The following is a 21,538-nucleotide window of genomic DNA, read 5'->3' as shown; positions in this document are numbered from 1 at the left end:
GGTCGACTCAGCTCCGGATGAAGTCCAGCAGGTCGGCGTTGATCGTCGCGGCCTGCGTGGTCGGCATGCCGTGCGGGAAGCCGGCGTAGGTCTTCAGCGTCCCGTTCGGCAGCAGCTCGGCCGACAGCGGTCCGGAGTCCGCGTACGGCACGACCTGGTCGTCGTCGCCGTGCATGACCAGCACCGGCACGGTGATCTTCTTCAGGTCGTCGGTGAAGTCGGTCTGGGAGAACGCGACGACGCCGTCGTAGTGGGCCTTGGCGCCGCCCATCATGCCCTGCCGCCACCAGTTCTGGATGACGGCTTCCTGCGGCTGCACGCCGTCCCGGTTGAAGCCGTAGAACGCCGTGGCCGGCAGCTCCCGGTAGAAGTTCGACCGGTTGGTGGCCACCTGCTCCTGGATGCCGTCGAAGACGCTCGTGGGCAGCCCGCCGGGGTTGGCGTCGGTCTGCACCATGATCGGCGGCACGGCGGCGATCAGCACCGCCTTCGCCACCCGGTCCTGGCCGTGGCGGGCCAGGTACCGGACGACCTCGCCCCCACCCGTCGAGTGACCGACGTGCACCGCGTCGTGCAGGTCCAGGTGCGCGGTCAGGGCGGCCAGGTCGTCGGCGTAGTGGTCCATGTCGTGGCCGTCGCCCACCTGGGTGGAGCGGCCGTGGCCCCGGCGGTCGTGGGCGATGACCCGGTGGCCCTGGGCCAGGAAGAACATCAGCTGGGCGTCCCAGTCGTCGGACGACAGCGGCCAGCCGTGGCTGAAGACGATCGGCTGACCGGTGCCCCAGTCCTTGTAGAAGATCTCGACGCCGTCGGGGGTGGTGACGAAGGGCATGGCGCTGCTCCTCTGCTCCGTGCGGATGCGTCCGGGCCCGCCGGCCGGGACCGGACGGCGCCGACGCTAGGGCGGGTCCGCCACGCGGGGTGTGCCCTGGCTGCCCCGCCCTGGACCCTGCCTGCCGACCCGGTCCCTTGCCACGCCGCCGCCGGACGGCCCAGGATCTGCCCGTCAGGGCAGTGCCGCCGCGGACCCACCTCGAGGGGCTCCCATGGTCATGCTGGTCGACACCGATCTGCTCCCCCCGTCCGAGCGCCGGCCGGCCCAGGTCGGGGCGCAGCTGGAGGCGGTGATCGGTGCCCGGGTCCGGTTCCCCGGCCGGCGCCCACCCACGCACGCACGGATGGACACCTGGGACCTCGGCGGGCTCACCGTGACCCGCGCCGACCTGACCGGTGAGCTGGAGCTCACCCAGTCGGCCCGGCAGGCCCGGCAGGACGTCGAGCCGCTGGTGTCCTTCGCCGTCCAGGAGGTGGGCGAGGCGCTGCAGGACCACCTCGGCGGCCGGCAGGTCGTGCCGGTCGGTGGGCTCACGCTGACCGACATCACCTCGCCGTACGAGTACCGCTGGTCCGGTCACGGGGTCTGCCGGTCGCTGCAGATCCCGGTGGCCCGGCTCGGGGTGCCGGTCGACGTGCTGCGCCGGGCTCTCCCGGCGGCCTGGCACAGCCCGCTGCACGACCTGGTGAGCGCGCACCTGGAGCAGGTGACCCTGCGCGCCGAGGAACTGGTGGACGAGCCGATGGTGCACTCGCTGGCGTCGGCGACGATCGACCTCACCCGGGCGCTGATCGCCTCGTCCGTGGACACCGGCCGGACCGCGCAGGACGCGCTGGCCGAGACGATGCTCAGCCAGGTCCGCAGCTACGTGCGCCGGCACCTCACCGAACCCGACCTGGACGCCGCGCGGATCGCCGCGGCGCTGTCCATCTCGGTGCGCCAGCTCTACCGGGTGTGCGCCTCGGCCGGGTTCAGCCTCGAGCAGTGGATCATCGACCAGCGACTGGAGGGTGCGCGCGCCGAGCTGGTCGACCCTGCCCGCAACGGTCGCCCGATCGCGGCGGTCGCCCGGCGCTGGGGCTTCACCGACGCCTCCTACTTCAGCCGCCGCTTCCGCCAGGCGTTCGGCGTGACGCCGCGCGGCTGGCGGCAGGACGGCACCACCCGCAGCGGTGCACCACTGCAGCTGCCCCCGCCGCGGCACGGCGGCCGCTGACACGCGGGCAACCGTCGTCGAACAAGTGTTCGACGACCGTGAGACGATCCTCCGGTGGCCGGCGGGATGCAGCGAGGGCGGTTCGGGGCGTCGCTCGCCGACCGCGCGGCCCGCTCGGGCGTCCCGGCACCGTCGGAGCCGCCGTCGCCCGACCGGTCGAGCCGCCGGCGGCGCCCGGCCGGCGACGGGCACGGCCGGCACTGCTGGGTGCTCGACCCGCCTGATGCGCCGGGCACCTGGCCGGGGTTGCTGGTCGAGTGGCGGCAGCAGGAGGACGGCTGGCACGGCCGGGTGGCCTACACGATCACCGGCGCGCACGGCCCCGTGCTGGTCGAGGCCTGGCTGCCCGCCGAGCAGCTGACCCAGGGTTGAGCGCCGCGCGTCCGGCTCAGTGCGGCGCGGTGCCGAGGGCGGTCCGGTAGCGGGTGGGGCTGGTGCCGACGACGGCGGCGAACCGGGCGCGGAGGTTGGTGGCCGAGCCCAGGCCGCTGGCGGCAGCGACCCGCTCGACCGACCAGTCCGTCGTCTCCAGCAGGCGTTGCGCCAGCCGGACCCGGGAGCGGGTGAGCCACGCGCTCGGGGTCGTCCCCACCTCGTCGGCGAAGCGACGGTTGAGGGTCCGCGCGCTGACGGCGGACACCCGGGCGATGTCGGCCACGGTCACCGGCTGGGCCGCGTGCTCCTCGATCCACTGCAGCGTGGCCGTGAGCCCACCGCTGCCCAGGCCGTCGTCGCGGATGTACTGCGCCTGCCCGGCCTCCCTGGTCAGCGGCACCACGGCCGTGCGGGCGGCCTCGGCGGCCACCGCGCCACCGTGGTCCCGGGCGATCATGTGCAGGCACAGGTCGAGGCCGGCCGCCGCGCCGGCGGAGGTGAGCACCTGGCCGTTGTCCACGAACAGGGAGCCGGCGTCGACGTCGACCGCCGGGAAGCGGGTGGCGAGCGCCGCGGCCGCCCGCCAGTGCGTCGTCGCCCGCAGCCCGTCGAGCAGCCCGGCCGCGGCCAGGTCGAGGGCGCCCACGCAGATGGAGGCGATCCGCGCACCGCGGCGGGCCGCCTCCTGGAGTGCGCGCACCGCCCGGGGGTCCGGTGGCACCCCCGGGTCGGCCCGGCCCGGGACGACCACCGTGTCCGCGACCACCAGCCGGTCCAGGCCGTGCGGCACCGACAGCGAGACCGGCCCGGCGGCCACGGTCCGGCGGGGACCGGCGACGACGAGCTCGTAGGCAGGGGCACCGCCGACGGTGGTGCGCCCGAACACCTCCAGCGGGGTGCCCAGGTCGAAGGCGAGGACGCCGTCCAGCGCCAGGACCGCCACCGTGTGCACGCCGGCACAGTACCCCCGCCCGGGTGGCGAGATGATTGCGGTGAGGGGCGGATCTGCCACTCGTGTGACCGTCCGGCCGGTTCCTACGCTCGCTGCACCCACCGAGAGAGGAGCCCCGTGCTCGCCCAGATCGTGCTGTTCGACGGGTTCGACCCGCTGGACGTCATCGCCCCCTTCGAGGTGCTCAGTGCCGGCTCCGACGCCGTCGGCGGCGCGCTGGAGGTGCGACTGGTGGGCGTCGACGCCGTCGGCCCGGTCACCAGCGGCACCGGCGGGCTGCAGCTGCAGGCCACCCATGTGCTGGCGCCCACCGCACCCGGGTTCGTCGTCGTACCCGGCGCCTCGGGCCCGGTCGAGGCCGACCCCGACCTGGTGGACACCGTCCCGGTCCTGCTCGCCCGCGTCGGCACCACCGGGCTGCCCGGCAAGATCGAGCAGGCGTTCGGTGCGCCGGACACCCTGGTCGCCACCGTCTGCGGCGGCTCGCTCGCGCTGGCCATGGCCGGCCTGCTGGAGGGCCGGCACGCCGTCACCCACCGGCTCGGCAACGACGTCCTGGCGGCCACCGGGGTGCACGTCGTCGACGCGCGGGTCGTGGACGACGGCGACCTGGTCACCTCCGGCGGCGTCACCTCCGGGCTGGATCTCGCGCTGCACCTGCTGGACCGGCGGTTCGGGCCGCGGGTGGCCCACGCCGTCGAGCAGTTGTTCGAGTACGAACGCCGCGGCACGGTCTGGCGGCCCGTCGGCCGCGAGCCCCTCGCCGTCTGACCCGAGGAGGAGACGATGAGCCGGATCCCCGGCCGCTGGGCCCTGCGCATGCGCACCCCCGTCGGCAGCATCGAGGCGGAGATGACCTTCACCGAGCGCGACGGTGGCCTCACCGGCGAGGCGAACGGGAAGGGCGAGACCGTGGCGCTGCACGACGTCACGACGCATCCCCACCCCGATGGGGAGCGGGTGACGTGGCGGCAGAGCATCACCCGGCCGTTGCGGCTGGACCTGCTCTTCGACGTGGTCGTCGCCGGTGACGAGCTGCAGGGCCACTCCCGCGCGGGCCGCCTCCCGAAGTCGACCGTGACCGGACACCGGCTCGCGGACTGACCACCGCCTCCCGCCGGTCCGTTTGCGCGGGCACCGTCGTGGGATACCCGGGAGACGGAACCGCCCGGGACCACCGGGCCACGAGAGCGGAGGACGCGATGACCAGCCCGCACGACGAGCCGACGCTCGACGACGTGATCACCCCCGAGGAGCCGGCTCCGCGGGACCGCACCGAGCACGCCAAGGACCCGCACCTGTCCGACGAGGTGCTCGAGCACCGCACCGAGCTGGAGCGGCAGGCCGTGCAGTCCGACGACGCCGACCCGGCCGGCGCCTACGAGCACGACGCCACCGAGGGCTGAGCCGCCGACCCCGGGGCCCGCGCACCGGGCCCCGGGGTCAGCGCACGCCCAGGGGCCGGGTCCGGCCCAGCAGCACCGTCAGCAGCAGCGCGGCCAGGGTGCAGCCGCCGGCCAGCAGCGCCACCCACGGCCAGCCGCCCTCCTGCCACGCCCGGCCCGCGAGGGTGCCGCCCACCGACGAGCCGACGTAGTACCAGAACGAGTAGAGCGACGCGGCCTGCCCGACCGGCCGACCGCCCCGGTGCGCCCGCGCCGCCACCCAGCCGCTGGCCACGCCGTGCGCGGCGAAGAAGCCCACGGTCAGCACGCAGAGGCCGGCGATCACGCACCACAGCGGGGTGGGCAGGGTCAGCGCAATGCCGGCGCCCATCACCACCAGGCACAGCGGCACGACCACCCGGCGGCCGGCCCGGTCGGCCAGCCAGCCGGCGGTCGGTGAGCTCGCCGAGCCCAGCAGGTAGGCCAGGAAGACCAGCCCGACCAGCGCCGGCGTCAGCGAGTAGGGCGGGGACTCCAGCCGGAAGGTCACCGCGTTGTAGACGGCCACGAACCCGCCCATCAGCAGCGCGGCCACCCCGTACAGCGCCAGCAGCGCCGGGTCGGTGAACGCCGCGCCCAGCTGGCGGAGCAGCCGGCCCGCACGGTCGACCGGGATGAACCGGCGGGACGGCGGCAACAGCAACCGGACGGCGACCGCGCAGCCCACCGTCAGCGCCGCGGCACCGCCCAGCGCCGTCCGCCAGCCGCCGACCTCGGTGAGGAACCCGCTGACCAACCGGCCGGAGAGCCCGCCGATGGCGGTGCCGCTGACGTACAGCCCGATCGCGCGGGAGCTGACCCGCGGGTGCAGCTCCTCGCGCAGGTAGGCCACCGCCACGGCCGGCAGTCCGGCGAGGGCGAAGCCCTGCAGGCCGCGCAGCACCAGCAGCACCTCCCAGGTCGGCGCCAGGGCGATGAGCACGGCCAGCGCCGCGGAGGCGGCGAGGCTGGCGTGCAGGATGCCGGTGCGCCCGCGCCGGTCCGACAGCGGGCCGAGCACCAGCAGGCCCACCGCGAGCGCCCCGGTGGTGGCCGAGATCGCCAGCGTCGAGGCCGCCGGGGAGACCCCGAACGAGCGGGTCAGCTCGGGCAGCAGGGACTGCGGGGCGTAGAGGCTGACGAAGACGGCGATGCCGGCCAGGAAGACGCCCGTGGCAGCCCGCCGGAACCCCGGTTCACCGACCTGGTGCCCCGGCCACTCCCCCGTCGTCACGCGCCGAGCCTGCCGGTCCGCGCGCGGGCACCCCACGCCGGGGCCCGGCGGCCGGGCCGGCCTGGACGACCGGTCAGTCGCAGCAGGAGCAGTCGTCGCCGCCGGTCGGTGCGACGAGCGCGGGGCCGCAGCAGGCGTCCCCCGCCACGCCTCCCGGCCCTCGTGCACGGCGACGGCGGCGATGACCAGGGCAGCCAGCGGATCGGCCCACCACCAGCCCAGCGTGCTGTTGAGCAGCAGCCCGGCCAGCAGCACCGCGGACAGGTAGGTGCACAACAGGGTCTGGCGCGAGTCGGCGACCGCCGAGGCGGAGCCCAGCGCCCGCCCGGCGCGCCGCTGGGCGAGCGAGAGCACCGGCATGACCGCGAGGCTGAGCGCGGCCAGCGCCAACCCCACGGTGGAGTGCCGGGGCTCGGCTCCGCCGAGCAGCAGCCGCAGCGCCTCCGTGGTGACGACGGCGGCCAGCGCGAAGAAGGCGACGGCGATGACCCGCAGCGCCACCCGCTCGCGGGCCTCGGGGTCCCGGCCGGCGAACTGCCAGGCCACCGCTGCTGCCGAGGAGACCTCGACGACCGAGTCCAGGCCGAAGCCGATCAGCGCCGCGCTGGAGGCACCGACGCCGGCGCTGATCGCGACCACGGCCTCGACCACGTTCCAGCCGATGGTGGCGGCCACCAGCAACCGCACCCGGCGGACCAGCGCCGCCCGGCCCGGCGTCGTCACGGCGCTCATCGGCCGGCCTCCGCGGGCACCCCGACCAGGGCGGTGAGCAGCGACGAGCCGGCGGGGGTGAGCCGGTACATCGCCAGCTTCCCGTCCCGCCGCGCGCCGGCGAGGCCGGCGGCCCGCAGCCGGCGCAGGTGGTGGGAGACCAGGTTCTGCGCGAGCTCGGTCACCCAGGCCAGGTCGCACACGCACAGCTCCCCACCGGCCGCCAGCGCCGCGGCCACCCGCAGCCGGGTCGGGTCGGCCAGCGCCTTGGCCCGCTCCGCGGCCGACGCCGCCAGGTCGGCGGACAGCAGGCGCGTGCGCACCTCCTCGGCGTGCGGCAGGTCCAGGCACAGCAGGTCGCAGGCGTCGTCCATCGGTCACCCTCGTCGTCCGAACATCTCAACGGACGTGAGGATGGCATGGACGACCCTCGCCTGCACTGGGCACAGACCGAGCTGGGAGCATCGCTTCCCGTGACGGACAGTCGGTACCGCTGGGGCGGGGTGGCCTGGGTGCTCACCCTGCAGTTCTTCGTCGTCGAGGCGATCGCCGCCGCCCGCTACGGCGGCTACTCCTACTCCCAGGACGTGATCAGCGACCTGGGCGCCGGCGACTCCCCCGCCCGGCTGCTGATGAACGGGTCGTTCGTCGCCCAGGGCGTGCTGATCACCGCGGGCGCGCTGCTGCTGGGGCCCGGGCTGGCCGGGCTCGGCGGCCGGCTGGCCCGCGTGCTGCTCACCGTGGCCGGCCTGGGCGTGCTGGTCGTCGGGCTGTTCCCGTCGGACTCGGTGACGTCGGTGCACGAGATCGCGGCCGCCGCACACTTCCTCGGCGGCGCCATCGGCCTGATCGCGCTGGCCTACGGGGTGCGACCGCGGTCCGAGGCGCTGGGCACGACGCTGGCCGTGCTCGGCCTGATCGGCCTCATCGCCACCATCTTCTTCGGCGCCGCGGTGTTCCTCTTCCTCGGTGAGGGCGGGATGGAGCGGGTCGCGGGCTACGTGATCCCGGTCGGGCTCGCCGTCACCGGCGTCGCCCTGTGGCGGCAGAAGGACAGCTGGTGGCAGCTCACCAACGCCGACGGCTCACCCTCCCGCCGCCAGCTGCGGGAGGACGCGCGGCTGGCGCGGGCGCGGAAGGCGGCCGAGCGGGACGCCGCCCTGGAGGCAGCGGCGCAGCGGGGCCCGCAGTCGCCGGCGCCGACGACGGGCGCCACCGCGGCCGGGGCACCGGGCGACGACGACCCCGACGACTTCGACCCCGACGACCCCTGGGCACCCCGGCGCTGAGCCGGGTCAGCGGCAGCAGGCCCGCGCACCCTCGGGGGTGAGCGCGGCCAGCGTGGCCAGAGCGCGCACCGGCCCGGCCAAGGCCTCGCAGCACAGCGAGTAGACGTTGCTGCGGCCCTTCGGGGTGATCGAGACCAGCCCCTGCTCGCGCAGCGGCGCGAGGTGGTGGCTGACCAGTGTCTGGCTCATCCCAGCGGCGTCGGTCAGCTCCCGGACCGTGCGGGGGCCCTCGGCCAGCAGCAGGAGCAGGTGCAGCCGGTTCGGGTCGCCGAGGGCCTTCAGCTGCGGCGCGAGCAGCCGGGCGCGGTCGGCGGGAGAGGTCTGCTCGTCGACGTCGAGGAGGCGCACGTCCAGGTCCTGCGGCATGCCGGCAAGTGTGCCACACACTCCTTGTTGTCAACAGTGATCGCTGTTAACGTCCTGACTCGTTGGTGGTGAGACGACGAGAGGACGGCGCCATGGCCGCGAACCGCACGCACGACCTGCCCGTGGTGGTCATCGGGGCCGGCCCGGTGGGGCTGGCCGCCGCCGCGCACCTGCTGGAACGAGGACTGGAGCCGCTGGTGCTCGAGGCCGGGGAGCAGGTCGGCTCCGCCGTCCGCGCCTGGGGGCACGTCCGGCTCTTCTCCCCCTGGGAGTACGACGTCGACGCGGCTGCCGTCCGGCTGCTGGAGCCGACCGGCTGGGAGTCCCCCGACCGGGCCGAACTGCCCACCGGCGCCGAGCTGGTCGAGCGCTACCTCACCCCGCTCGCCGCGACGCCGCAGCTGGCCGGCCGCATCCGCACCGGCACCCGGGTGGTCGCGGTCAGCCGCGCCGGGGTGGACAAGACCCGGACCGTCGGCCGGGAGGGCCGGGCGTACGTGGTGCGCACCGTCGCCGGCGGCCGGGTCGAGGACCTGGCCGCGCGGGCGGTGATCGACGCCTCGGGCACCTGGGGCCAGCCCAACCCGCTGGGCGCCTCCGGGCTGACCGCGGTCGGCGAGGAGCAGGCCGGCGACTGGCTGGTCGGGCCGCTGCCCGACGTCCTGGGCACCGACCGGGCCCGCTTCGCCGGACGGCACGCCCTGGTGGTCGGGATGGGCCATTCCGCGGCGAACACCCTGCTGGCGCTGGTGGAGCTGCAGCGGGCGGAGCCGGGCACCCGGATCAGCTGGGCGATCCGCGGCCGCTCCCCCGCCCGGCTGTACGGCGGCGGGGACGCCGACGGCCTGCCCGCCCGCGGACTGCTCGGGTCCACGCTGAAGGCCGCCGTCCAGGCCGGGAGCGTGACGCTCCACCGGGAGGTCACGCTGACCGGGCTCGCCCCCACCGCCGACGGCCGGCTCCGGGTGCGCGGCACCGGCCGGGACGGCGCCCCGGTCGACCTGCAGGTCGACGCGCTGGCCGCCGCGACCGGCTTCCGGCCCGACCTGGAGGTGCTCCGCGAGGTGCGGCTGGACCTCGACCCGGGCCTGGAGGCGCCGACCCGGCTGGCGCCGCTGATCGACCCCAACTCCCACTCCTGCGGGACCGTGCCCCCGCACGGGCACCGCGACCTGGCCCACCCCGACGAGGGCTTCTACCTGGTCGGGATGAAGTCCTACGGTCGCGCGCCGACCTTCCTGCTGGCCACCGGCTACGAGCAGGTGCGCTCGATCGCCGCCGCGCTGGCCGGGGACACCGAGGCCGCCGACGACGTGCAGCTGCACCTGCCCTCCACCGGGGTCTGCAGCACCGACCTGGGCGACCGGGAGGCGGCCGAGGCAGGCGGCGTGGGGTTCGCCACCGGCAGCGCGCACGGGTTCGCGGCGGAGCAGCCGGAACCGGCGGCCTGCTGCGGCACGGCCGCTCAGCCGGTGCCCTGACCCGGCGGGCGCCTCCCGGTGCTTGGATGCGGGCGTGCCCAGCCAGAACGACGCGCCGCGCATCGCCAGCGCCGCCCGCGAGATCGCCGCCACCGCCGAGCGGGTGTTCGAGCTGATCGCCGACCCGGCCCAGCACCCCCGGTGGGACGGAAACGACAACCTCGCCGCGGCGGCTCCGGGGCAGCGGGTCCGGGCCGTCGGCGCGGTGTTCACCATGACGCTCACCACCGGCGCCGTGCGGGAGAACCACGTCGTCGAGTTCGCCGAGGGCCGGCTCGTCGCCTGGCGGCCGGCGGAGCCCGGGAAGGAGCCGCCCGGGCACCTGTGGCGGTGGGAGGTGCAGGTGCTCGACCCCGCGCGCACCCACGTCGTCCACACCTACGACTGGACCCGGCTGACCGACGAGAACCGGATGCGTCGCGCCCGGGCGACCACGGCCGACCGGCTCCGCGCGTCACTCGACCGCCTCGCCGACATCGCCGAGCGCCCGTGACGGTCGCCCGCTCGCTCGTGCTGTTCGCGCTGGCCGCGGTCGCCGAGATCGGTGGGGCGTGGCTGGTCTGGCAGGGGGTCCGCGAGCACCGCGGCTGGCTGTGGATCGGCGCGGGCGTGGTCGCGCTGGGTGCCTACGGCTTCGTGGCGACGCTGCAGCCCGATGCGAACTTCGGCCGCATCCTGGCCGCCTACGGCGGGGTGTTCGTCGCCGGCAGCCTGGCCTGGGGCATGGCCGTCGACGGCTTCCGGCCCGATCGCTACGACGTCGTCGGCGCGCTCGTCTGCCTGGTCGGGGTGGGGATCATCATGTACGCCCCACGGGCGGGCTGACCCTCCCCCTCACCGGCCGGTCGGCACCTGCAGCTCGGTGAGCAGACCACGGATGCGCGTCTCGATCTCGTCGCGGATCGGGCGCACGGACTCGACGCCCTTGCCGGCGGGGTCCTCGAGCGCCCAGTCCAGGTACCGCTTGCCCGGGAAGACCGGGCAGGCGTCGCCGCAGCCCATGGTGATGACGACGTCGGAGGCCTCCACGGCGTCGGTGGTGAGCACCTTGGGACGCTGGTCGGAGATGTCGATGCCGACCTCGGCCATCGCCGCGACGGCCGAGGGGTTGACCTGGTCGCCGGGCACCGAGCCGGCCGAGCGCACCTCGACGGCGTCGCCGGCCAGGTGCCGCAGCCAGCCGGCCGCCATCTGGGAGCGGCCGGCGTTGTGCACGCACACGAACAGGACGCTGGGACGGTCGCTCACGGGGTTCTCCTCTGTCATGGGTGGATCAGGCAGGGGTGGATCAGGCAGGGGTGGATCACGCAGGGGTGGATCAGGCCAGCGCCGCGCTGGGCGCGACGGTGCGCGGGGGGCGGTGTTCGCGGCTCCACGCCTGGGCCGCCAGCTGCACGGCGTCCCAGGGTGAGCCCAGCGGCGGGGTGTACGCCAGGTCCAGGTCGGCGATGGCGTCGACGGTCATGGCGGAGAACAGCGCGGTGGCGTAGACGTCGACACGCTTGGCGACCTCGCTGCCCAGCCGGCCCACCAGCTGGGCACCGAGCAGCCGGCCGGTGTCCGCGTCGGCGGTGACCCGGATCGTGATCGGCTGGGCGCCGGGGTAGTACGCCTTGTGGTCGTCGAGAGTGCTCTGGGTGGTGACCGGCCGGAAGCCGGCGGCGACCGCCTCGTGCTCGAGCAGGCCGGTGCGGGCAGCCACCAGGTCGAAGACCTTGACCACCTGGGTTCCGACGCTGCCGGCGAAGCGCGCGTGCCCGCCGACGGCGTTGGCGCCGGCGACCCGGCCCTGCTTGTGCGCCGTGGTGCCCAGCGGCAGCCAGGTGACCCCCGCCAGCCGGTGGTGGGTGACCACGCAGTCACCGGCCGCCCACACGTGCGGCAGCCCGGTGGCCATCGTCTCGTCCACCACCACGGCGCCACCCGCGCCGGTGCGCGCTCCGGCGTCGACCAGCAGCTGCACGTCGGGCCGGACACCGGCCACGACCAGCACCAGGTCGAAGGCCCGCTCCGACCGGCCGGCGGCCGTCACGGCGATCCGGGCGTCCTCGGCGCGCGTCACCCCGGTGACGGCGGCGCCGGTGAGCACCTCGACGCCGTGCGCCTCCATCTCCGCGCGCACCAGCGCGCCCAGCTCGGCGTCGACGGTGGCCAGCACCTCGGCGGGGCGCTGCGCGACGGTGGTGGCGATGCCCCGGGCGACGAGCGCCTCGGCCATCTCCACCCCGATGTAGCCGGCCCCGACGATGAGCGCCTCGCGCACCGGGCGGTCGGTCAGCGCGGCCGTGAGCGCGTGCATGTCGTCGATGGTGTGCAGCAGGTGCAGGCCGTCCGCCGGCCCGAGACCCTCCGGCCCGCCGACGCCGTCGATCGCCGGGACCGCCGGCCGGGCGCCCGTGCCCACGACGAGCTCGTCGTAGCCGAGCACGTCCGGAGCGCCGTCCGGGCCGATCACGGACACCCCCTGCCCCGCCACGTCGATGCCGGTGACCCGGGTGCCGAGCCGCAGGGTCAGGCCGGCGGCCGCAAGGTCGGCGGAGGAGCGATGCGCCAGCGACTGCCAGGGCTGCACCTCCCCGGACACGTGGTACGGGATCCCGCAGATGGAGTAGTTGGGGTAGTCGTCGGCCACCACGACGGTCACCTGGGCGCCGGGGTCCAGCTCCCGGGCGCGGAGCCCTGCGGAGATGCCGGCGTCGCTGCCGCCGACGACGAGCAGCCGGCGGCTCATGCGCCGAGCTCGGTGAGCAGCCCCCGGACGCGGGTCTCGACGTCCGCCGCGATGGCGTCCACCGCGTCCCGGTCGCGGCCGGCCGGATCGGTGACGTCCCAGTCCAGGTAGCGCTTGCCGGGGTAGACCGGGCAGGCGTCGCCGCAGCCCATGGTGATGACCACGTCGGCGGCCTGGACGACGTCGTCGGTCAGCGGCTTGGGGAACGCGTCGGTGACCGTCATGCCGCGGTCGGTCAGCACGTCCAGGACCACGGGATCGATCTCGGCGGCGGGCATCGACCCGGCGGAGCGCACGTGCACCCGCCCCTGCGAGAAGTGCTCGACCATGGCCGCGGCCAGCTGCGATCGGCCGGCGTTCTGCACGCAGACGAACAGCACCTCGGGCGCCTCCTTGGCCAGCACCCCCTTCGCCTGCGCGAGCGCGGTGAGCCGCTCGGTGGCGAAGCGGCAGGCCATCACCGGCAGGTGCGTCTTCACCCGGGCGGTGCGGCCGAGGGTGGCGAAGCTCTCGAAGACCATCCGCTCGACCGTCTCCGGGTTCACCATCCCGGCGAAGCGGGCCGACAGGTCCTCGACGTGGCGCCGCAGCACCGTGTTCGGGTCCAGCAGGCCGGACATCGCGCGCTCCGTACTGGTCATCAGCGGACTCCCTCGGGTGCGGTGGCGGGAACGGTCGGGTCGCCGGGGAACCAGCGCCGGGCGGCCCAGAGCGAGACGTAGACCAGGGCGACCAGCACCGGCACCTCGATCAGCGGGCCGACGACGCCGGCCAGCGCCTGGCCGGAGGTGACCCCGAAGGTGCCGATCGCCACCGCGATGGCCAGCTCGAAGTTGTTGCCCGCGGCGGTGAAGGCCAGCGTCGCGGTCTTGGCGTAGCCCAGCCGCAGCCGCATGCCGAGCAGGAACGACCCACCGAACATCAGCGCGAAGTAGGCCAGCAGCGGCAGCGCGATGCGGGCGACGTCCCAGGGGTTGGAGGTGATCGCGTCACCCTGCAGCGCGAAGAGCATGACGATGGTGAACAGCAGGCCGTAGAGCGCGACCGGGCCGATCCGCGGCAGGAAGCGGCCCTCGTACCAGTCGCGGCCCTTCGTCCGCTCCCCGATCGTGCGGGTGAGGAAGCCGGCGAGCAGCGGGATGCCGAGGAAGACCAGCACCGATGCCACGATCGCCCAGAAGCTGAACTCCGCCGACGTGGTCGGCAGCCCCAGCCAGCCGGGCAGCACCTGCAGGTAGAACCAGCCCAGCACCGCGAAGGCGAGGATCTGGAACACCGAGTTGATCGCCACCAGCACGGCGCCGGCCTCGCGGTCGCCGCAGGACAGGTCGTTCCAGATCAGCACCATGGCGATGCACCGGGCCAGGCCGACGATGACCAGGCCGGTGCGGTACTCGGGCAGGTCGGGCAGCAGCAGCCAGGCCAGGGCGAACATCAGCGCCGGGCCGACCAGCCAGTTGAGCACCAGCGAGGCGCCGAGCAGCTTCCGGTCGCCGGTCACCCGGTCCAGCTCGCTGTACCGGACCTTGGCCAGCACCGGGTACATCATCAGCAGCAGGCCGATGGCGATCGGCAGGCTCACCTCACCGATGCGGACGGCGTCCAGGGCGTCGTCCAGCCCGGGCACCAGCCGGCCGAGCAGCAACCCGGCCACCATCGCCACCACGATCCAGACCGGCAGGAACCGGTCCAGCGTGGACAGCCGGGCCAAAACCGGGGTCTCGAGGTCGGTGCCGGACCGTGGGGTGTCCGCGGCGAGATCGCTCATGGGGCGGGTGCTCCTCCCCGCCGCGGCGCGACGGATCGATGACGGTCTATCCGTGGGGGACTCTGCCCCAAGGGATCGACAGACGTCAATGCGGCCGCGACACTGGCCCGGTGAACTCCAGCGGAACGGCGGGCGCGCTCACCCTGCACGTGGTCGACGACGGCCCCGGCTGCGCGCCGGCCGCCCTGGACGGCGCGCTGGACGCCGCACGGGCCGGCGAGCTGGCCCGCACGCTCAAGGCGCTGGCCGACCCGGCCCGGCTGCGCGTGCTCTCCCTGGTCGCCGCCGGCGCGGGCCGCGAGGTGTGCGTCTGCGACCTCACCGAGCCGCTGGGGCTGTCCCAGCCGACGGTCTCCCACCACCTCAAGGTGCTGGTCGACGCCGGCTTCCTGGCCCGGGACAAGCGCGGGGTGTGGGCGTACTACTCGCTGGTGCCCGGCGCGATGGACGCCGTGGTGGCCGCGCTGCCCGGCGTGGACGCCCGGGTCTGACGCCTCGTCAGCCGGTGGTGGCGGTCTCCTGCGGGACCGGCACCGGACGGCGCACCCGGCCCCGCCGGCGGGAGATGCCCACTCCGGCCAGGCAGACGACGCCGCCGACCACCGCGAGCGCCGGCGGCACCTCGTCCAACAGCAGCCAGCCCATGAGCACGACCAGCGGCGGCACCAGGTAGGTGGTCACGCCCAGCCGGCCGGCGTCCATCCGGGAGAGCGCGTACGCCCAGGTGCTGAAGGCGATCGCCGTCGGCACCGCACCGAGGTAGACCATGCCCGCGATCGAGGACGCCGGGGCGGTGCCCAGGTCGGTGACGAGGGCGCCCGCCCAGGGCAGGCAGCAGACGGCCCCGATCGCGCAGGCGGTCCAGGTGACCTGTAGCCCGGGCAGCCGGCGCAGCAGCGGCTTCTGCGCCACCACGCCGCCGGCATAGGTGACCGCGGCGACCAGGCAGAGCAGCACGCCGGCCAGGTCGGCGCCGGACTCTCGGGTGGCCAGGCCGATGAGCAGCACCCCGACGAAGGCGACGGCGAGCCCGATCATCAGCCAGCGCGGGAAGCCCTCGCCCAGCAGCACCCCGGCGAGCAGGGCGATCAGCAGCGGGCCGATGTTGACCAGCATCGCCGTGGTGCCGGCGTCCAGGTGCTGCTCGGCGGCGTTCAGCGCCACGTTGTAGATGCCGAACCAGCCGACGCCGCAGACCAGCAGCAGCCGCCACTCCCCCGGCGTCGGCGCGACCCAGCCGCGGCGCACCAGCAGCAGACCGAGGACGGCGGCGCCGACCAAGAGCCGGCCGAGCGCAAGCGCGCCGGGTGAGAGGTCCTCCCCGACCGCCCGGATCCCGATGAACGCCGAGGCCCAGGCGAGCACGGTGACGGCGACGGCGAGCAGCACCAACGGGCGTCGAGGAGCGGGCACGAGGAGAAGGTAGAGCCCGCCACCGACGGGATCCGGCGGTTTCCGGCCGTCGTGCTGGGACTGGCCGTCCCGCCCCGGACGATGGCCGGATCGACGCGATCAACCGGTGATCGAGGACCGCCCGTCGGTGGGCTGCGGCACGATGCGGGCATGAGCGAGTCCCGGCACCTCAGCGTGCACATCGACCGGCCGGCCGCCGAGGTCTACGCCTGGGCCCGCGACCCGGCGAACCTGCCCCGGTGGGCTGCCGGGCTGGCCGCCGGCATCGCGCGGGTCGACGGCGAATGGGTGGCCGACTCCCCCATGGGCCGGGTGCGCGTGCGGATGGCCCCGGAGAACGCCTTCGGCGTGCTCGACCACGACGTCGTCCTGCCCGACGGCCCCACGGTGACCAACCCGCTGCGGGTGCTGCCCGACGGCGAGGGCTGCGAGGTGGTCTTCACCCTCCGCCGCCAGCAGGGCATGGACGACGCCGCGTTCGAGGCCGACGCCGCCGCGGTCACCGCCGACCTGGCCACCCTCAAGGCCGTCCTGGAACGGTGACGATCAGCGCTGCTGGTCGGTGGGGCGCACCAGCACCTCGTTGACCGCCACGTGCGGCGGCTGGGTGACCAGGTAGAGCACCGCGCGGGCGATGTCCTCCGGGTCGAGCGTGCGCATGCTCTCGGCCATCTGCTGCGACTGCTGCCGCGCGTCGGCCTGGGTGATGTGGCTGGAGAGCTCGGTGGCCACGGCGCCGGGCTCGACCAGCCCGATCCGCACCCCGCGCTGGGTCACCTCCTGGCGCAGCGACTCGCTGAAGGCGTTCACCGCCCACTTGCTGGCGTTGTAGACCCCGGCGCCCAGCCGGGCGGTGCGACCGGCCACGCTGCTGACGTTCACCACGTCGCCGGAACCCTGCTCGACCATGCCGTCGATGGCGGCGGAGGTCATGTACATCAGGCCCAGCACGTTGGTGTGCAGCATCCGGCGCCAGTCCTCGGTGTCCGCGCCGACGATCGTGCCCAGCAGCATCACCCCGGCGTTGTTCACCAGCACGTCCAGCCCGCCGAGCTCGCTGCGGGCGCGCTCGACCGCCGTCCGGCACTGCTGCTCGTCGGTGACATCGAGGTCGAGGGTGAGCACCCGGGCACCGCTGCTCCCGATCCACTCGGCCAGCGCGTCCAGCCGGTCCCGGCGGCGGGCGCCGATCGCCACCGCGGCGCCGGCCTCGGCGAGCGCGACGGCCGTCGCCTCGCCGATGCCCGACGAGGCCCCGGTGACCAGGGCGACCTTCCCCTGCAGCGGACGGGTGGACTCGGTCATGCGTGCCTCCTCCTGGCCGCCGGACGCGGCCTCGGACGCGCCTGTGCCCCGAACGGACCGGGCTCAACCGGTTGCCCGACGCACCGGCTCAGTGGGCGAAGGGCCCCGACAGCGCCGCCCACTGCAGCAGCAGGATCGTCTTGGCGTCCATGATCGCGGTGCCGATCCGGGCCAGCGCCTCGTCGAAGCCCAGCTCGACGACCTCGATGTCCTCGCCCTCCTCGGCCAGCCCGCCGCCGTCGTCGGTGCGGGTGCCCGCGTCGTAGGGTCCGGCGTAGCAGTGCAGCTGCTCGGTGACCGAGCCCGGGCTCATGAAGACGTCGAACACGTGGGTGAGCTCGCCGACACGGTGGCCGGTCTCCTCCTCGGCCTCCCGGCGCACGGCGGTGACCGGGTCGTCGTCGTCCAGCAGGCCGGCCGCGGTCTCCAGCAGCATGCCGTCGGGGTGGCCGTTGACGTAGGCCGGGAACCGGAACTGCCGGGTGAGCAGCACGGTGCGGCGCTCGACGTCGTACAGCAGCACCGTCGCCCCGTTGCCCCGGTCGTAGGTCTCGCGGGTCTCGGTGGTCCAGCGGCCGTCGCGGTGCCGCTGGTCGAAGGTGGTCTTGCGCAGCACGTACCAGTCGCTGGACAGCAGCTCGACGTTCCGCACGCGGACGTCGTCGTTGCCGGTCACGTCGCGACCGACCCGGTCCAGGCCGGTGCGGCCGCGCCGGTCGGGGGTGTCGATGCCGGCGGTCATGGTCCTCCTCCAGGAAAGGGCGAACGCGCCACCGGCCCGGCCCCGTGGGAGGGACCGGGCCGGTGGGACGGGTTCAGCGGGTCCGGTTGATCCGGTCGACGTCGGAGGGGTCCGCGCCGCCCGGGTCGTTGGCTCGACCCTCGGTCGAGTGGCTGCCGGAGGACCCCAGCGCCGGGCCGGTGCCGTCGGCGAAGCCACCCTCGCGGTAGAGGGCCTCCCGCATCTCCGCCGGGGCGAGCAGCCGGGCGACGTGCCAGCCGACGACGGCGACGATCGTGCCCAGGGCGATGCCACCGATCGAGTAGTCGGCGCTGAACCGCAGCTGGACGTCGCCGATGCCGATGATGATCCCGGCCGCGAGCGGCACCAGGTTGATCGGGTTGGCGAAGTCGACCCGGTTCTCCTTCCAGATCTTGGCGCCGAGCAGGCCGATCATCCCGTAGAGGACGACGGTGATCCCGCCGAGCACCGCGGCCGGGGTGGCGTTGACCAGCGCGCCGAACTTCGGCACCAGCCCCAGCAGGATCGCGACCAGGGCGGCGACGTAGTAGGCCGCGGTCGAGTAGACCCGGGTCGCGGCCATGACGCCGATGTTCTCCGCGTAGGTGGTCGTGGGCGAGCCACCGACCGAGGTGGCGACCACGGTGGCGGCGCCGTCGGCGAAGACCGCCCGGCCGAGCACCGGGTCCAGGTCGCGCTTGGTCATCTCCCCGACCGCCTTCACGTGGCCGGCGTTCTCGGCCACGAGCGCGATCACCGCGGGCAGCACCAGCAGCGCGAAGTTCACCGAGAACGACGGGGCGGTGAGCTCGGGCAGCCCGAACCAGCGCGCCTCGCCGATGCCGCTGAGGTCGACCCGGTCGTGCGCCGTGCCCACGCCCGCGTCGTCGTAGGTGACCGCCTGGGAGAAGGTGTCCAGCAGCAGCGAGAGCAGGTAGCCGAAGACCAGGCCGAGCAGGATCGAGATCCGGGCCCAGAAGCCGCGCAGCGCCAGCGAGACGACGATGACGAACGCCATGGTGGCCAGCGCCACCCACTGGTCCGCCGGCCAGTACAGGCCCGCGGCGACCGGCGCCAGGTTGAAGCCGATCAGCAGCACGACCGCACCGGTCACCGCCGGGGGCAGCACCTTGTTCACCACGGCCACGCCGGCCCGCTGGATGAGCAGGCCGATCAGCGCGAGCACGATGCCGGAGACCAGGATCGCGCCGACGACGTCGGAGCTGTCCCCGCCCTGCGCCCGGACCGCGGCCACGCCGCCGACGAAGGCGGCGCTGGTGCCCAGGTAGGAGGGCACCTTCCCCTGCACGATGAGCAGGAAGATGATCGTCGCGATCCCGCTCATCATGATCGCCAGGTTGGCGTCCAGCCCCATGATCAGCGGGAAGACGAAGGTGGCACCGAACATCGCCACCACGTGCTGCGCGCCGATCCCGACCGTCAGCGGCCAGGACAACCGCTCGTCGGGCGCGACCGCCTCACCCAGTGCCGGGGCCTTGCCGTCCCCGTGCAGCTTCCAGCCGAACGCCATCGGTCCTCCTCGATCACCCGCCCGAGCGAAGTAGCTCAGCGCTGAGGGATCGCACAGTGGCAGATGCGCGGGGCGGGCACCAGAGCCCGGGTGTCACGTTCCTGTTTCGGCGGGTCACGCCTCAGGCGAGGAGGTCGAGCCCGTCGTCCAGGACCGCGGCCGCGAGCCCCTCCATCGGCGGGCGGTGCGGCTGGTCCAGGCCCCGGATGCGCGCGGCGTGCAGCGCCAGGAGCAGGTTCAGCCGCAGCGTCGGGTCGGTGGTGAACGGCCCGAGCAGCCGCTCCAGCTTGCCGATCCGGTACCGCATCGTGTTGTAGTGGAAGTGCAGCCGGCGGGCGGACTCGGCGACGTTGAGGTTGGTCTCCAGCAGCACGCGCAGGGTGTCGCGCAGGTCGCTGGAGTCGACGTCGGCGGAGTCGGCCAGCGGGCCGAGCACCTCGTCGACGTAGGAGCGCAGCTCGTTGCTGTCCGGGATCAGCGACAGCAGCCGGAACACCCCGAGCTGGTCGAAGTGCGTGACCGCGTTCCCGCCGTGGATCTCCTGACCGACCACGAGCGCGCGCTGGGACTGCTGGTAGGCCTCGCCCAGCGCCGACAGCGACTCCGCCGGCCGGCCGATGCCGGTGCCCAGCAGCCGGCCCACCCGGCGCAGCCGGGCGTTGACCCGGGCGGTGACCGCCGTGACGAGCGCGGAGAGCTCCTCCGGCGTCCGGCCGTCCAGCGGCAGGACGGTGACGATCTCGGTGGCCAGCCCGGCGACGGCGGCCCCGGCCACCTCGCTGTCGATGGCCGCCCGCCACCCGTCGGCGAGCCGGTCGAGCACGTCCAGCGCCCGGGTGGGGTCCGCGCCGGCGTCGGCGACCGTCTCGGTCGCCGTCACCAGCACGATGACCGGGCCGTCGAGCCGCCAGCCGAAGGACCGGGTGTAGGCCAGCGCCCGCTCGGTGTGCCCGAACGAGCCACCGACCAGCCGGCGCACCAGGTCGCCCTGGAAGCGCAGCTCCACCGAGTGCACTGCCTGGGAGCGGATCTCCGAGAGCGCGGCGATGACCGCGGCCTGCTCGAGCACCGCCCCGGCGCCCAGCAGCATCGGCCCGTGCCGGTTGACCGCCACCAGCCAGCCGTGCCGCTGCTCGCCGGCCATGATCGGGGCGACGGCGTACTCCCCCACCCCGCCGGGGAGCTCGTGGTGGCCGGGCACCAGCAGGATGCCGTCGGCCGGGGACATGTCGGCGTCGGCGAAGACGTCGGCCGGGGTGACCGCCCCCTGGTCGGCCCGGTTGCCCGACAGCCGCCGCGAGGGCGTCAGGTCGGCGAAGGCGTCGTCGGCCGCGGCGTCGAGCAGCCAGAGCCAGTCGCGGATCTCCGCCACCTCCTCCGGCGGGCCGGCGCTGGTGGCGACCTCGCGGTCCGGCCCCAGGCCGAGGACGGCCGCGCCGGCGAGGAAGGTGGAGACCTGGACGGTCACCTCGGCCAGCCCACCGCCGGACAGCGCCACGTCGATGAACTGGTTGTGCATCCGGTTGGCCAGGCTCAGCGCCTGCGTCTGCTTGTCGATGATCGCGCCGAGCACCTCGGCGACGACCTCGTCGCGCCGGGTCGGCTCCGGTAGCGCCACCACCGGGAAGCCACGCCGGTCGGCCTCGGCCAGCAGCTCGGCCGGCAGCTCGCCCTGCGGGGACCCGGGGCCGCCCTCGGACCGGAACGCGAGCGCGCCGCTGCCCCCGCGGTGCAGCCCCTCGATCAGCGCGCGGCACTGCGCGGCGTCGACCTGGGGCAGCCGGGCGGAGAGGACGACGAGCACGTCGGGCCCGGCCGCGGACTCCAGGTCGCCAGGGTCGCGGACCTCGACGTGGCGGACGATCCGCCGCGTGCCGGTGGCGCCGCCCACGACCACCGTGCCGGCCAGGCCCGGCAGCTGCAGCAGCTGGTCGACGGTGAGGCCCATGCTGTCCTGCAGAGCGGTGCGGTCCGACGGTGGCAGCTGCGAGAGCACCGGCTCGATCGACGCCGGGACGGCACTGAAGGTAGCCGCCCGCTCGCTGTGCGCAGCGTATGTCACGGACGCCTCACGTTCAGTCACTCTGTGTACCCCCAATGCGCCCTGACTTCACCGATCCGACGAGAATCCTGTCAGACGTCCCTGGACGGCAGAAGCCGAGCTT

25 protein-coding genes are annotated in these 21,538 nt (G+C 74.6%); 11 read left to right on the top strand and 14 right to left on the bottom strand.

Annotation, left to right across the window (positions count from 1 at the left end; translation table 11 throughout):
* Positions 1-7: 7 nt before the first annotated feature.
* Positions 8-832 (bottom strand): alpha/beta fold hydrolase, encoded by an 825-nt coding sequence (locus JD78_RS05355; protein WP_153361862.1) that lies wholly within the window; start codon positions 830-832, stop codon positions 8-10.
* Positions 833-1,046: 214 nt separating this feature from the next.
* Here JD78_RS05355 and JD78_RS05350 point away from each other — a divergent pair, with 214 nt between their 5' ends.
* On the top strand, positions 1,047-2,051 hold the full coding sequence (locus JD78_RS05350; protein ID WP_153361861.1) for a helix-turn-helix domain-containing protein: 1,005 nt from the start codon (positions 1,047-1,049) through the stop codon (positions 2,049-2,051).
* 54 nt (positions 2,052-2,105) lie between these two features.
* Complete coding sequence (locus JD78_RS05345; RefSeq protein WP_228395342.1) at positions 2,106-2,423, top strand: hypothetical protein; 318 nt, start codon at positions 2,106-2,108, stop codon at positions 2,421-2,423.
* A gap of 16 nt (positions 2,424-2,439) precedes the next feature.
* Here JD78_RS05345 and JD78_RS05340 read toward each other — a convergent pair whose 3' ends face one another.
* A complete protein-coding gene (locus tag JD78_RS05340) occupies positions 2,440-3,378 on the bottom strand; it encodes a GlxA family transcriptional regulator (protein WP_153361860.1) in 939 nt (312 codons plus the stop codon).
* Between the two features lie 117 nt (positions 3,379-3,495).
* Between JD78_RS05340 and JD78_RS05335 the strand changes: the two genes are divergently transcribed.
* The 3 genes from JD78_RS05335 to JD78_RS05325 all read left to right on the top strand — a co-directional run bounded on the left by JD78_RS05335 (position 3,496) and on the right by JD78_RS05325 (position 4,784).
* Positions 3,496-4,149, top strand: a complete 654-nt coding sequence (locus JD78_RS05335; RefSeq protein ID WP_153361859.1) for a DJ-1/PfpI family protein — start codon at positions 3,496-3,498, stop codon at positions 4,147-4,149.
* Between the two features lie 15 nt (positions 4,150-4,164).
* On the top strand, positions 4,165-4,482 hold the full coding sequence (locus JD78_RS05330) for a hypothetical protein (protein WP_153361858.1): 318 nt from the start codon (positions 4,165-4,167) through the stop codon (positions 4,480-4,482).
* 98 nt (positions 4,483-4,580) lie between these two features.
* The gene (locus JD78_RS05325) at positions 4,581-4,784 is read left to right on the top strand and encodes a hypothetical protein (protein ID WP_153361857.1); all 204 of its coding nucleotides are present in this window, start codon (positions 4,581-4,583) and stop codon (positions 4,782-4,784) included.
* A gap of 37 nt (positions 4,785-4,821) precedes the next feature.
* Here JD78_RS05325 and JD78_RS22015 read toward each other — a convergent pair whose 3' ends face one another.
* The gene (locus JD78_RS22015; RefSeq protein ID WP_243730980.1) at positions 4,822-6,768 is read right to left on the bottom strand and encodes an MFS transporter; all 1,947 of its coding nucleotides are present in this window, start codon (positions 6,766-6,768) and stop codon (positions 4,822-4,824) included.
* Entirely contained in the window at positions 6,765-7,121 is a 357-nt protein-coding gene (locus tag JD78_RS05310; RefSeq protein WP_153361854.1) for an ArsR/SmtB family transcription factor, read from the bottom strand. Before JD78_RS05310 ends, JD78_RS22015 begins: the two co-directional genes overlap by 4 nt.
* A 99-nt stretch (positions 7,122-7,220) precedes the next feature.
* Here JD78_RS05310 and JD78_RS05305 point away from each other — a divergent pair, with 99 nt between their 5' ends.
* Positions 7,221-8,036 carry a DUF998 domain-containing protein gene (locus JD78_RS05305; RefSeq protein WP_153361853.1) on the top strand — a complete coding sequence of 272 codons (816 nt, stop codon included), beginning with the start codon at positions 7,221-7,223 and terminating at the stop codon, positions 8,034-8,036.
* A gap of 6 nt (positions 8,037-8,042) precedes the next feature.
* On the opposite strand, the gene JD78_RS05300 is transcribed toward JD78_RS05305, so the two are convergent.
* Entirely contained in the window at positions 8,043-8,402 is a 360-nt protein-coding gene (locus JD78_RS05300) for an ArsR/SmtB family transcription factor (protein ID WP_153361852.1), read from the bottom strand.
* 92 nt (positions 8,403-8,494) lie between these two features.
* Between JD78_RS05300 and JD78_RS05295 the strand changes: the two genes are divergently transcribed.
* From JD78_RS05295 to JD78_RS05285, 3 genes are read left to right on the top strand one after another with little or no spacing between them, the layout of a single operon-like run.
* A complete protein-coding gene (locus tag JD78_RS05295) occupies positions 8,495-9,883 on the top strand; it encodes an FAD-dependent oxidoreductase (protein WP_153361851.1) in 1,389 nt (462 codons plus the stop codon).
* Between the two features lie 34 nt (positions 9,884-9,917).
* Positions 9,918-10,376, top strand: coding sequence for an SRPBCC family protein (locus JD78_RS05290; RefSeq protein ID WP_166521006.1), 459 nt, complete (start codon positions 9,918-9,920; stop codon positions 10,374-10,376).
* Positions 10,373-10,708: a YnfA family protein gene (locus JD78_RS05285; protein ID WP_166521005.1), complete on the top strand. Its 336-nt coding sequence runs from the start codon at positions 10,373-10,375 to the stop codon at positions 10,706-10,708. Before JD78_RS05290 ends, JD78_RS05285 begins: the two co-directional genes overlap by 4 nt.
* A gap of 9 nt (positions 10,709-10,717) precedes the next feature.
* Here JD78_RS05285 and JD78_RS05280 read toward each other — a convergent pair whose 3' ends face one another.
* From JD78_RS05280 to arsB, 4 genes are all read right to left on the bottom strand, one after another.
* Positions 10,718-11,131, bottom strand: a complete 414-nt coding sequence (locus JD78_RS05280) for an arsenate reductase ArsC (protein ID WP_369074111.1) — start codon at positions 11,129-11,131, stop codon at positions 10,718-10,720.
* A gap of 70 nt (positions 11,132-11,201) precedes the next feature.
* The gene (locus JD78_RS05275) at positions 11,202-12,614 is read right to left on the bottom strand and encodes an FAD-dependent oxidoreductase (protein ID WP_166521004.1); all 1,413 of its coding nucleotides are present in this window, start codon (positions 12,612-12,614) and stop codon (positions 11,202-11,204) included.
* On the bottom strand, positions 12,611-13,255 hold the full coding sequence (locus JD78_RS22010; RefSeq protein ID WP_166521003.1) for an arsenate-mycothiol transferase ArsC: 645 nt from the start codon (positions 13,253-13,255) through the stop codon (positions 12,611-12,613). Before JD78_RS22010 ends, JD78_RS05275 begins: the two co-directional genes overlap by 4 nt.
* Positions 13,255-14,382: an ACR3 family arsenite efflux transporter gene (arsB, locus tag JD78_RS05265; protein ID WP_153362528.1), complete on the bottom strand. Its 1,128-nt coding sequence runs from the start codon at positions 14,380-14,382 to the stop codon at positions 13,255-13,257. The genes JD78_RS22010 and arsB overlap by 1 nt, the downstream gene beginning before the upstream one ends.
* 110 nt (positions 14,383-14,492) lie before the next feature.
* Here arsB and JD78_RS05260 point away from each other — a divergent pair, with 110 nt between their 5' ends.
* Entirely contained in the window at positions 14,493-14,873 is a 381-nt protein-coding gene (locus JD78_RS05260; protein ID WP_228395462.1) for an ArsR/SmtB family transcription factor, read from the top strand.
* 7 nt (positions 14,874-14,880) lie between these two features.
* Here the strand turns inward: JD78_RS05260 and JD78_RS05255 are convergent, their stop codons facing one another.
* Positions 14,881-15,795: a DMT family transporter gene (locus tag JD78_RS05255; RefSeq protein WP_166521002.1), complete on the bottom strand. Its 915-nt coding sequence runs from the start codon at positions 15,793-15,795 to the stop codon at positions 14,881-14,883.
* Positions 15,796-15,945: 150 nt separating this feature from the next.
* Between JD78_RS05255 and JD78_RS05250 the strand changes: the two genes are divergently transcribed.
* Complete coding sequence (locus tag JD78_RS05250; protein WP_153362527.1) at positions 15,946-16,338, top strand: SRPBCC family protein; 393 nt, start codon at positions 15,946-15,948, stop codon at positions 16,336-16,338.
* A 3-nt stretch (positions 16,339-16,341) separates the two neighbouring features.
* Here the strand turns inward: JD78_RS05250 and JD78_RS05245 are convergent, their stop codons facing one another.
* From JD78_RS05245 to JD78_RS05230, 4 genes are all read right to left on the bottom strand, one after another.
* Positions 16,342-17,100 (bottom strand): SDR family NAD(P)-dependent oxidoreductase, encoded by a 759-nt coding sequence (locus JD78_RS05245; protein WP_166521001.1) that lies wholly within the window; start codon positions 17,098-17,100, stop codon positions 16,342-16,344.
* A gap of 88 nt (positions 17,101-17,188) precedes the next feature.
* Complete coding sequence (locus tag JD78_RS05240; protein WP_153362653.1) at positions 17,189-17,842, bottom strand: NUDIX domain-containing protein; 654 nt, start codon at positions 17,840-17,842, stop codon at positions 17,189-17,191.
* Positions 17,843-17,915: 73 nt separating this feature from the next.
* Complete coding sequence (locus JD78_RS05235) at positions 17,916-19,373, bottom strand: uracil-xanthine permease family protein (protein WP_166521000.1); 1,458 nt, start codon at positions 19,371-19,373, stop codon at positions 17,916-17,918.
* Positions 19,374-19,494: 121 nt separating this feature from the next.
* The gene (locus JD78_RS05230) at positions 19,495-21,435 is read right to left on the bottom strand and encodes a PucR family transcriptional regulator (RefSeq protein WP_153360768.1); all 1,941 of its coding nucleotides are present in this window, start codon (positions 21,433-21,435) and stop codon (positions 19,495-19,497) included.
* Positions 21,436-21,538: the final 103 nt, after the last annotated feature.

Origin of the sequence: Modestobacter roseus (genome assembly GCF_007994135.1) — a bacterium.
Taxonomy (GTDB): Bacteria; Actinomycetota; Actinomycetes; order Mycobacteriales; family Geodermatophilaceae; genus Modestobacter; species Modestobacter roseus.
Note: the sequence above shows the minus strand (reverse complement) of the source record. Positions and strands in the feature narration are given on the sequence as shown.

Coding starts and splice junctions, on each gene's coding strand:
- JD78_RS05245 (WP_166521001.1), bottom strand. CDS start 17,100: ATGACCGAGTCCACCCGTCCGCTGCAGGGGAAGGTCGCCCTGGTCACC.
- JD78_RS05300 (WP_153361852.1), bottom strand. CDS start 8,402: ATGCCGCAGGACCTGGACGTGCGCCTCCTCGACGTCGACGAGCAGACC.
- JD78_RS05295 (WP_153361851.1), top strand. CDS start 8,495: ATGGCCGCGAACCGCACGCACGACCTGCCCGTGGTGGTCATCGGGGCC.
- JD78_RS05355 (WP_153361862.1), bottom strand. CDS start 832: ATGCCCTTCGTCACCACCCCCGACGGCGTCGAGATCTTCTACAAGGAC.
- JD78_RS05350 (WP_153361861.1), top strand. CDS start 1,047: ATGGTCATGCTGGTCGACACCGATCTGCTCCCCCCGTCCGAGCGCCGG.
- JD78_RS05275 (WP_166521004.1), bottom strand. CDS start 12,614: ATGAGCCGCCGGCTGCTCGTCGTCGGCGGCAGCGACGCCGGCATCTCC.
- JD78_RS05330 (WP_153361858.1), top strand. CDS start 4,165: ATGAGCCGGATCCCCGGCCGCTGGGCCCTGCGCATGCGCACCCCCGTC.
- JD78_RS22015 (WP_243730980.1), bottom strand. CDS start 6,768: ATGAGCGCCGTGACGACGCCGGGCCGGGCGGCGCTGGTCCGCCGGGTG.
- JD78_RS05310 (WP_153361854.1), bottom strand. CDS start 7,121: ATGGACGACGCCTGCGACCTGCTGTGCCTGGACCTGCCGCACGCCGAG.
- JD78_RS05235 (WP_166521000.1), bottom strand. CDS start 19,373: ATGGCGTTCGGCTGGAAGCTGCACGGGGACGGCAAGGCCCCGGCACTG.
- JD78_RS22010 (WP_166521003.1), bottom strand. CDS start 13,255: ATGACCAGTACGGAGCGCGCGATGTCCGGCCTGCTGGACCCGAACACG.
- arsB (WP_153362528.1), bottom strand. CDS start 14,382: ATGAGCGATCTCGCCGCGGACACCCCACGGTCCGGCACCGACCTCGAG.
- JD78_RS05325 (WP_153361857.1), top strand. CDS start 4,581: ATGACCAGCCCGCACGACGAGCCGACGCTCGACGACGTGATCACCCCC.
- JD78_RS05240 (WP_153362653.1), bottom strand. CDS start 17,842: ATGACCGCCGGCATCGACACCCCCGACCGGCGCGGCCGCACCGGCCTG.
- JD78_RS05250 (WP_153362527.1), top strand. CDS start 15,946: ATGAGCGAGTCCCGGCACCTCAGCGTGCACATCGACCGGCCGGCCGCC.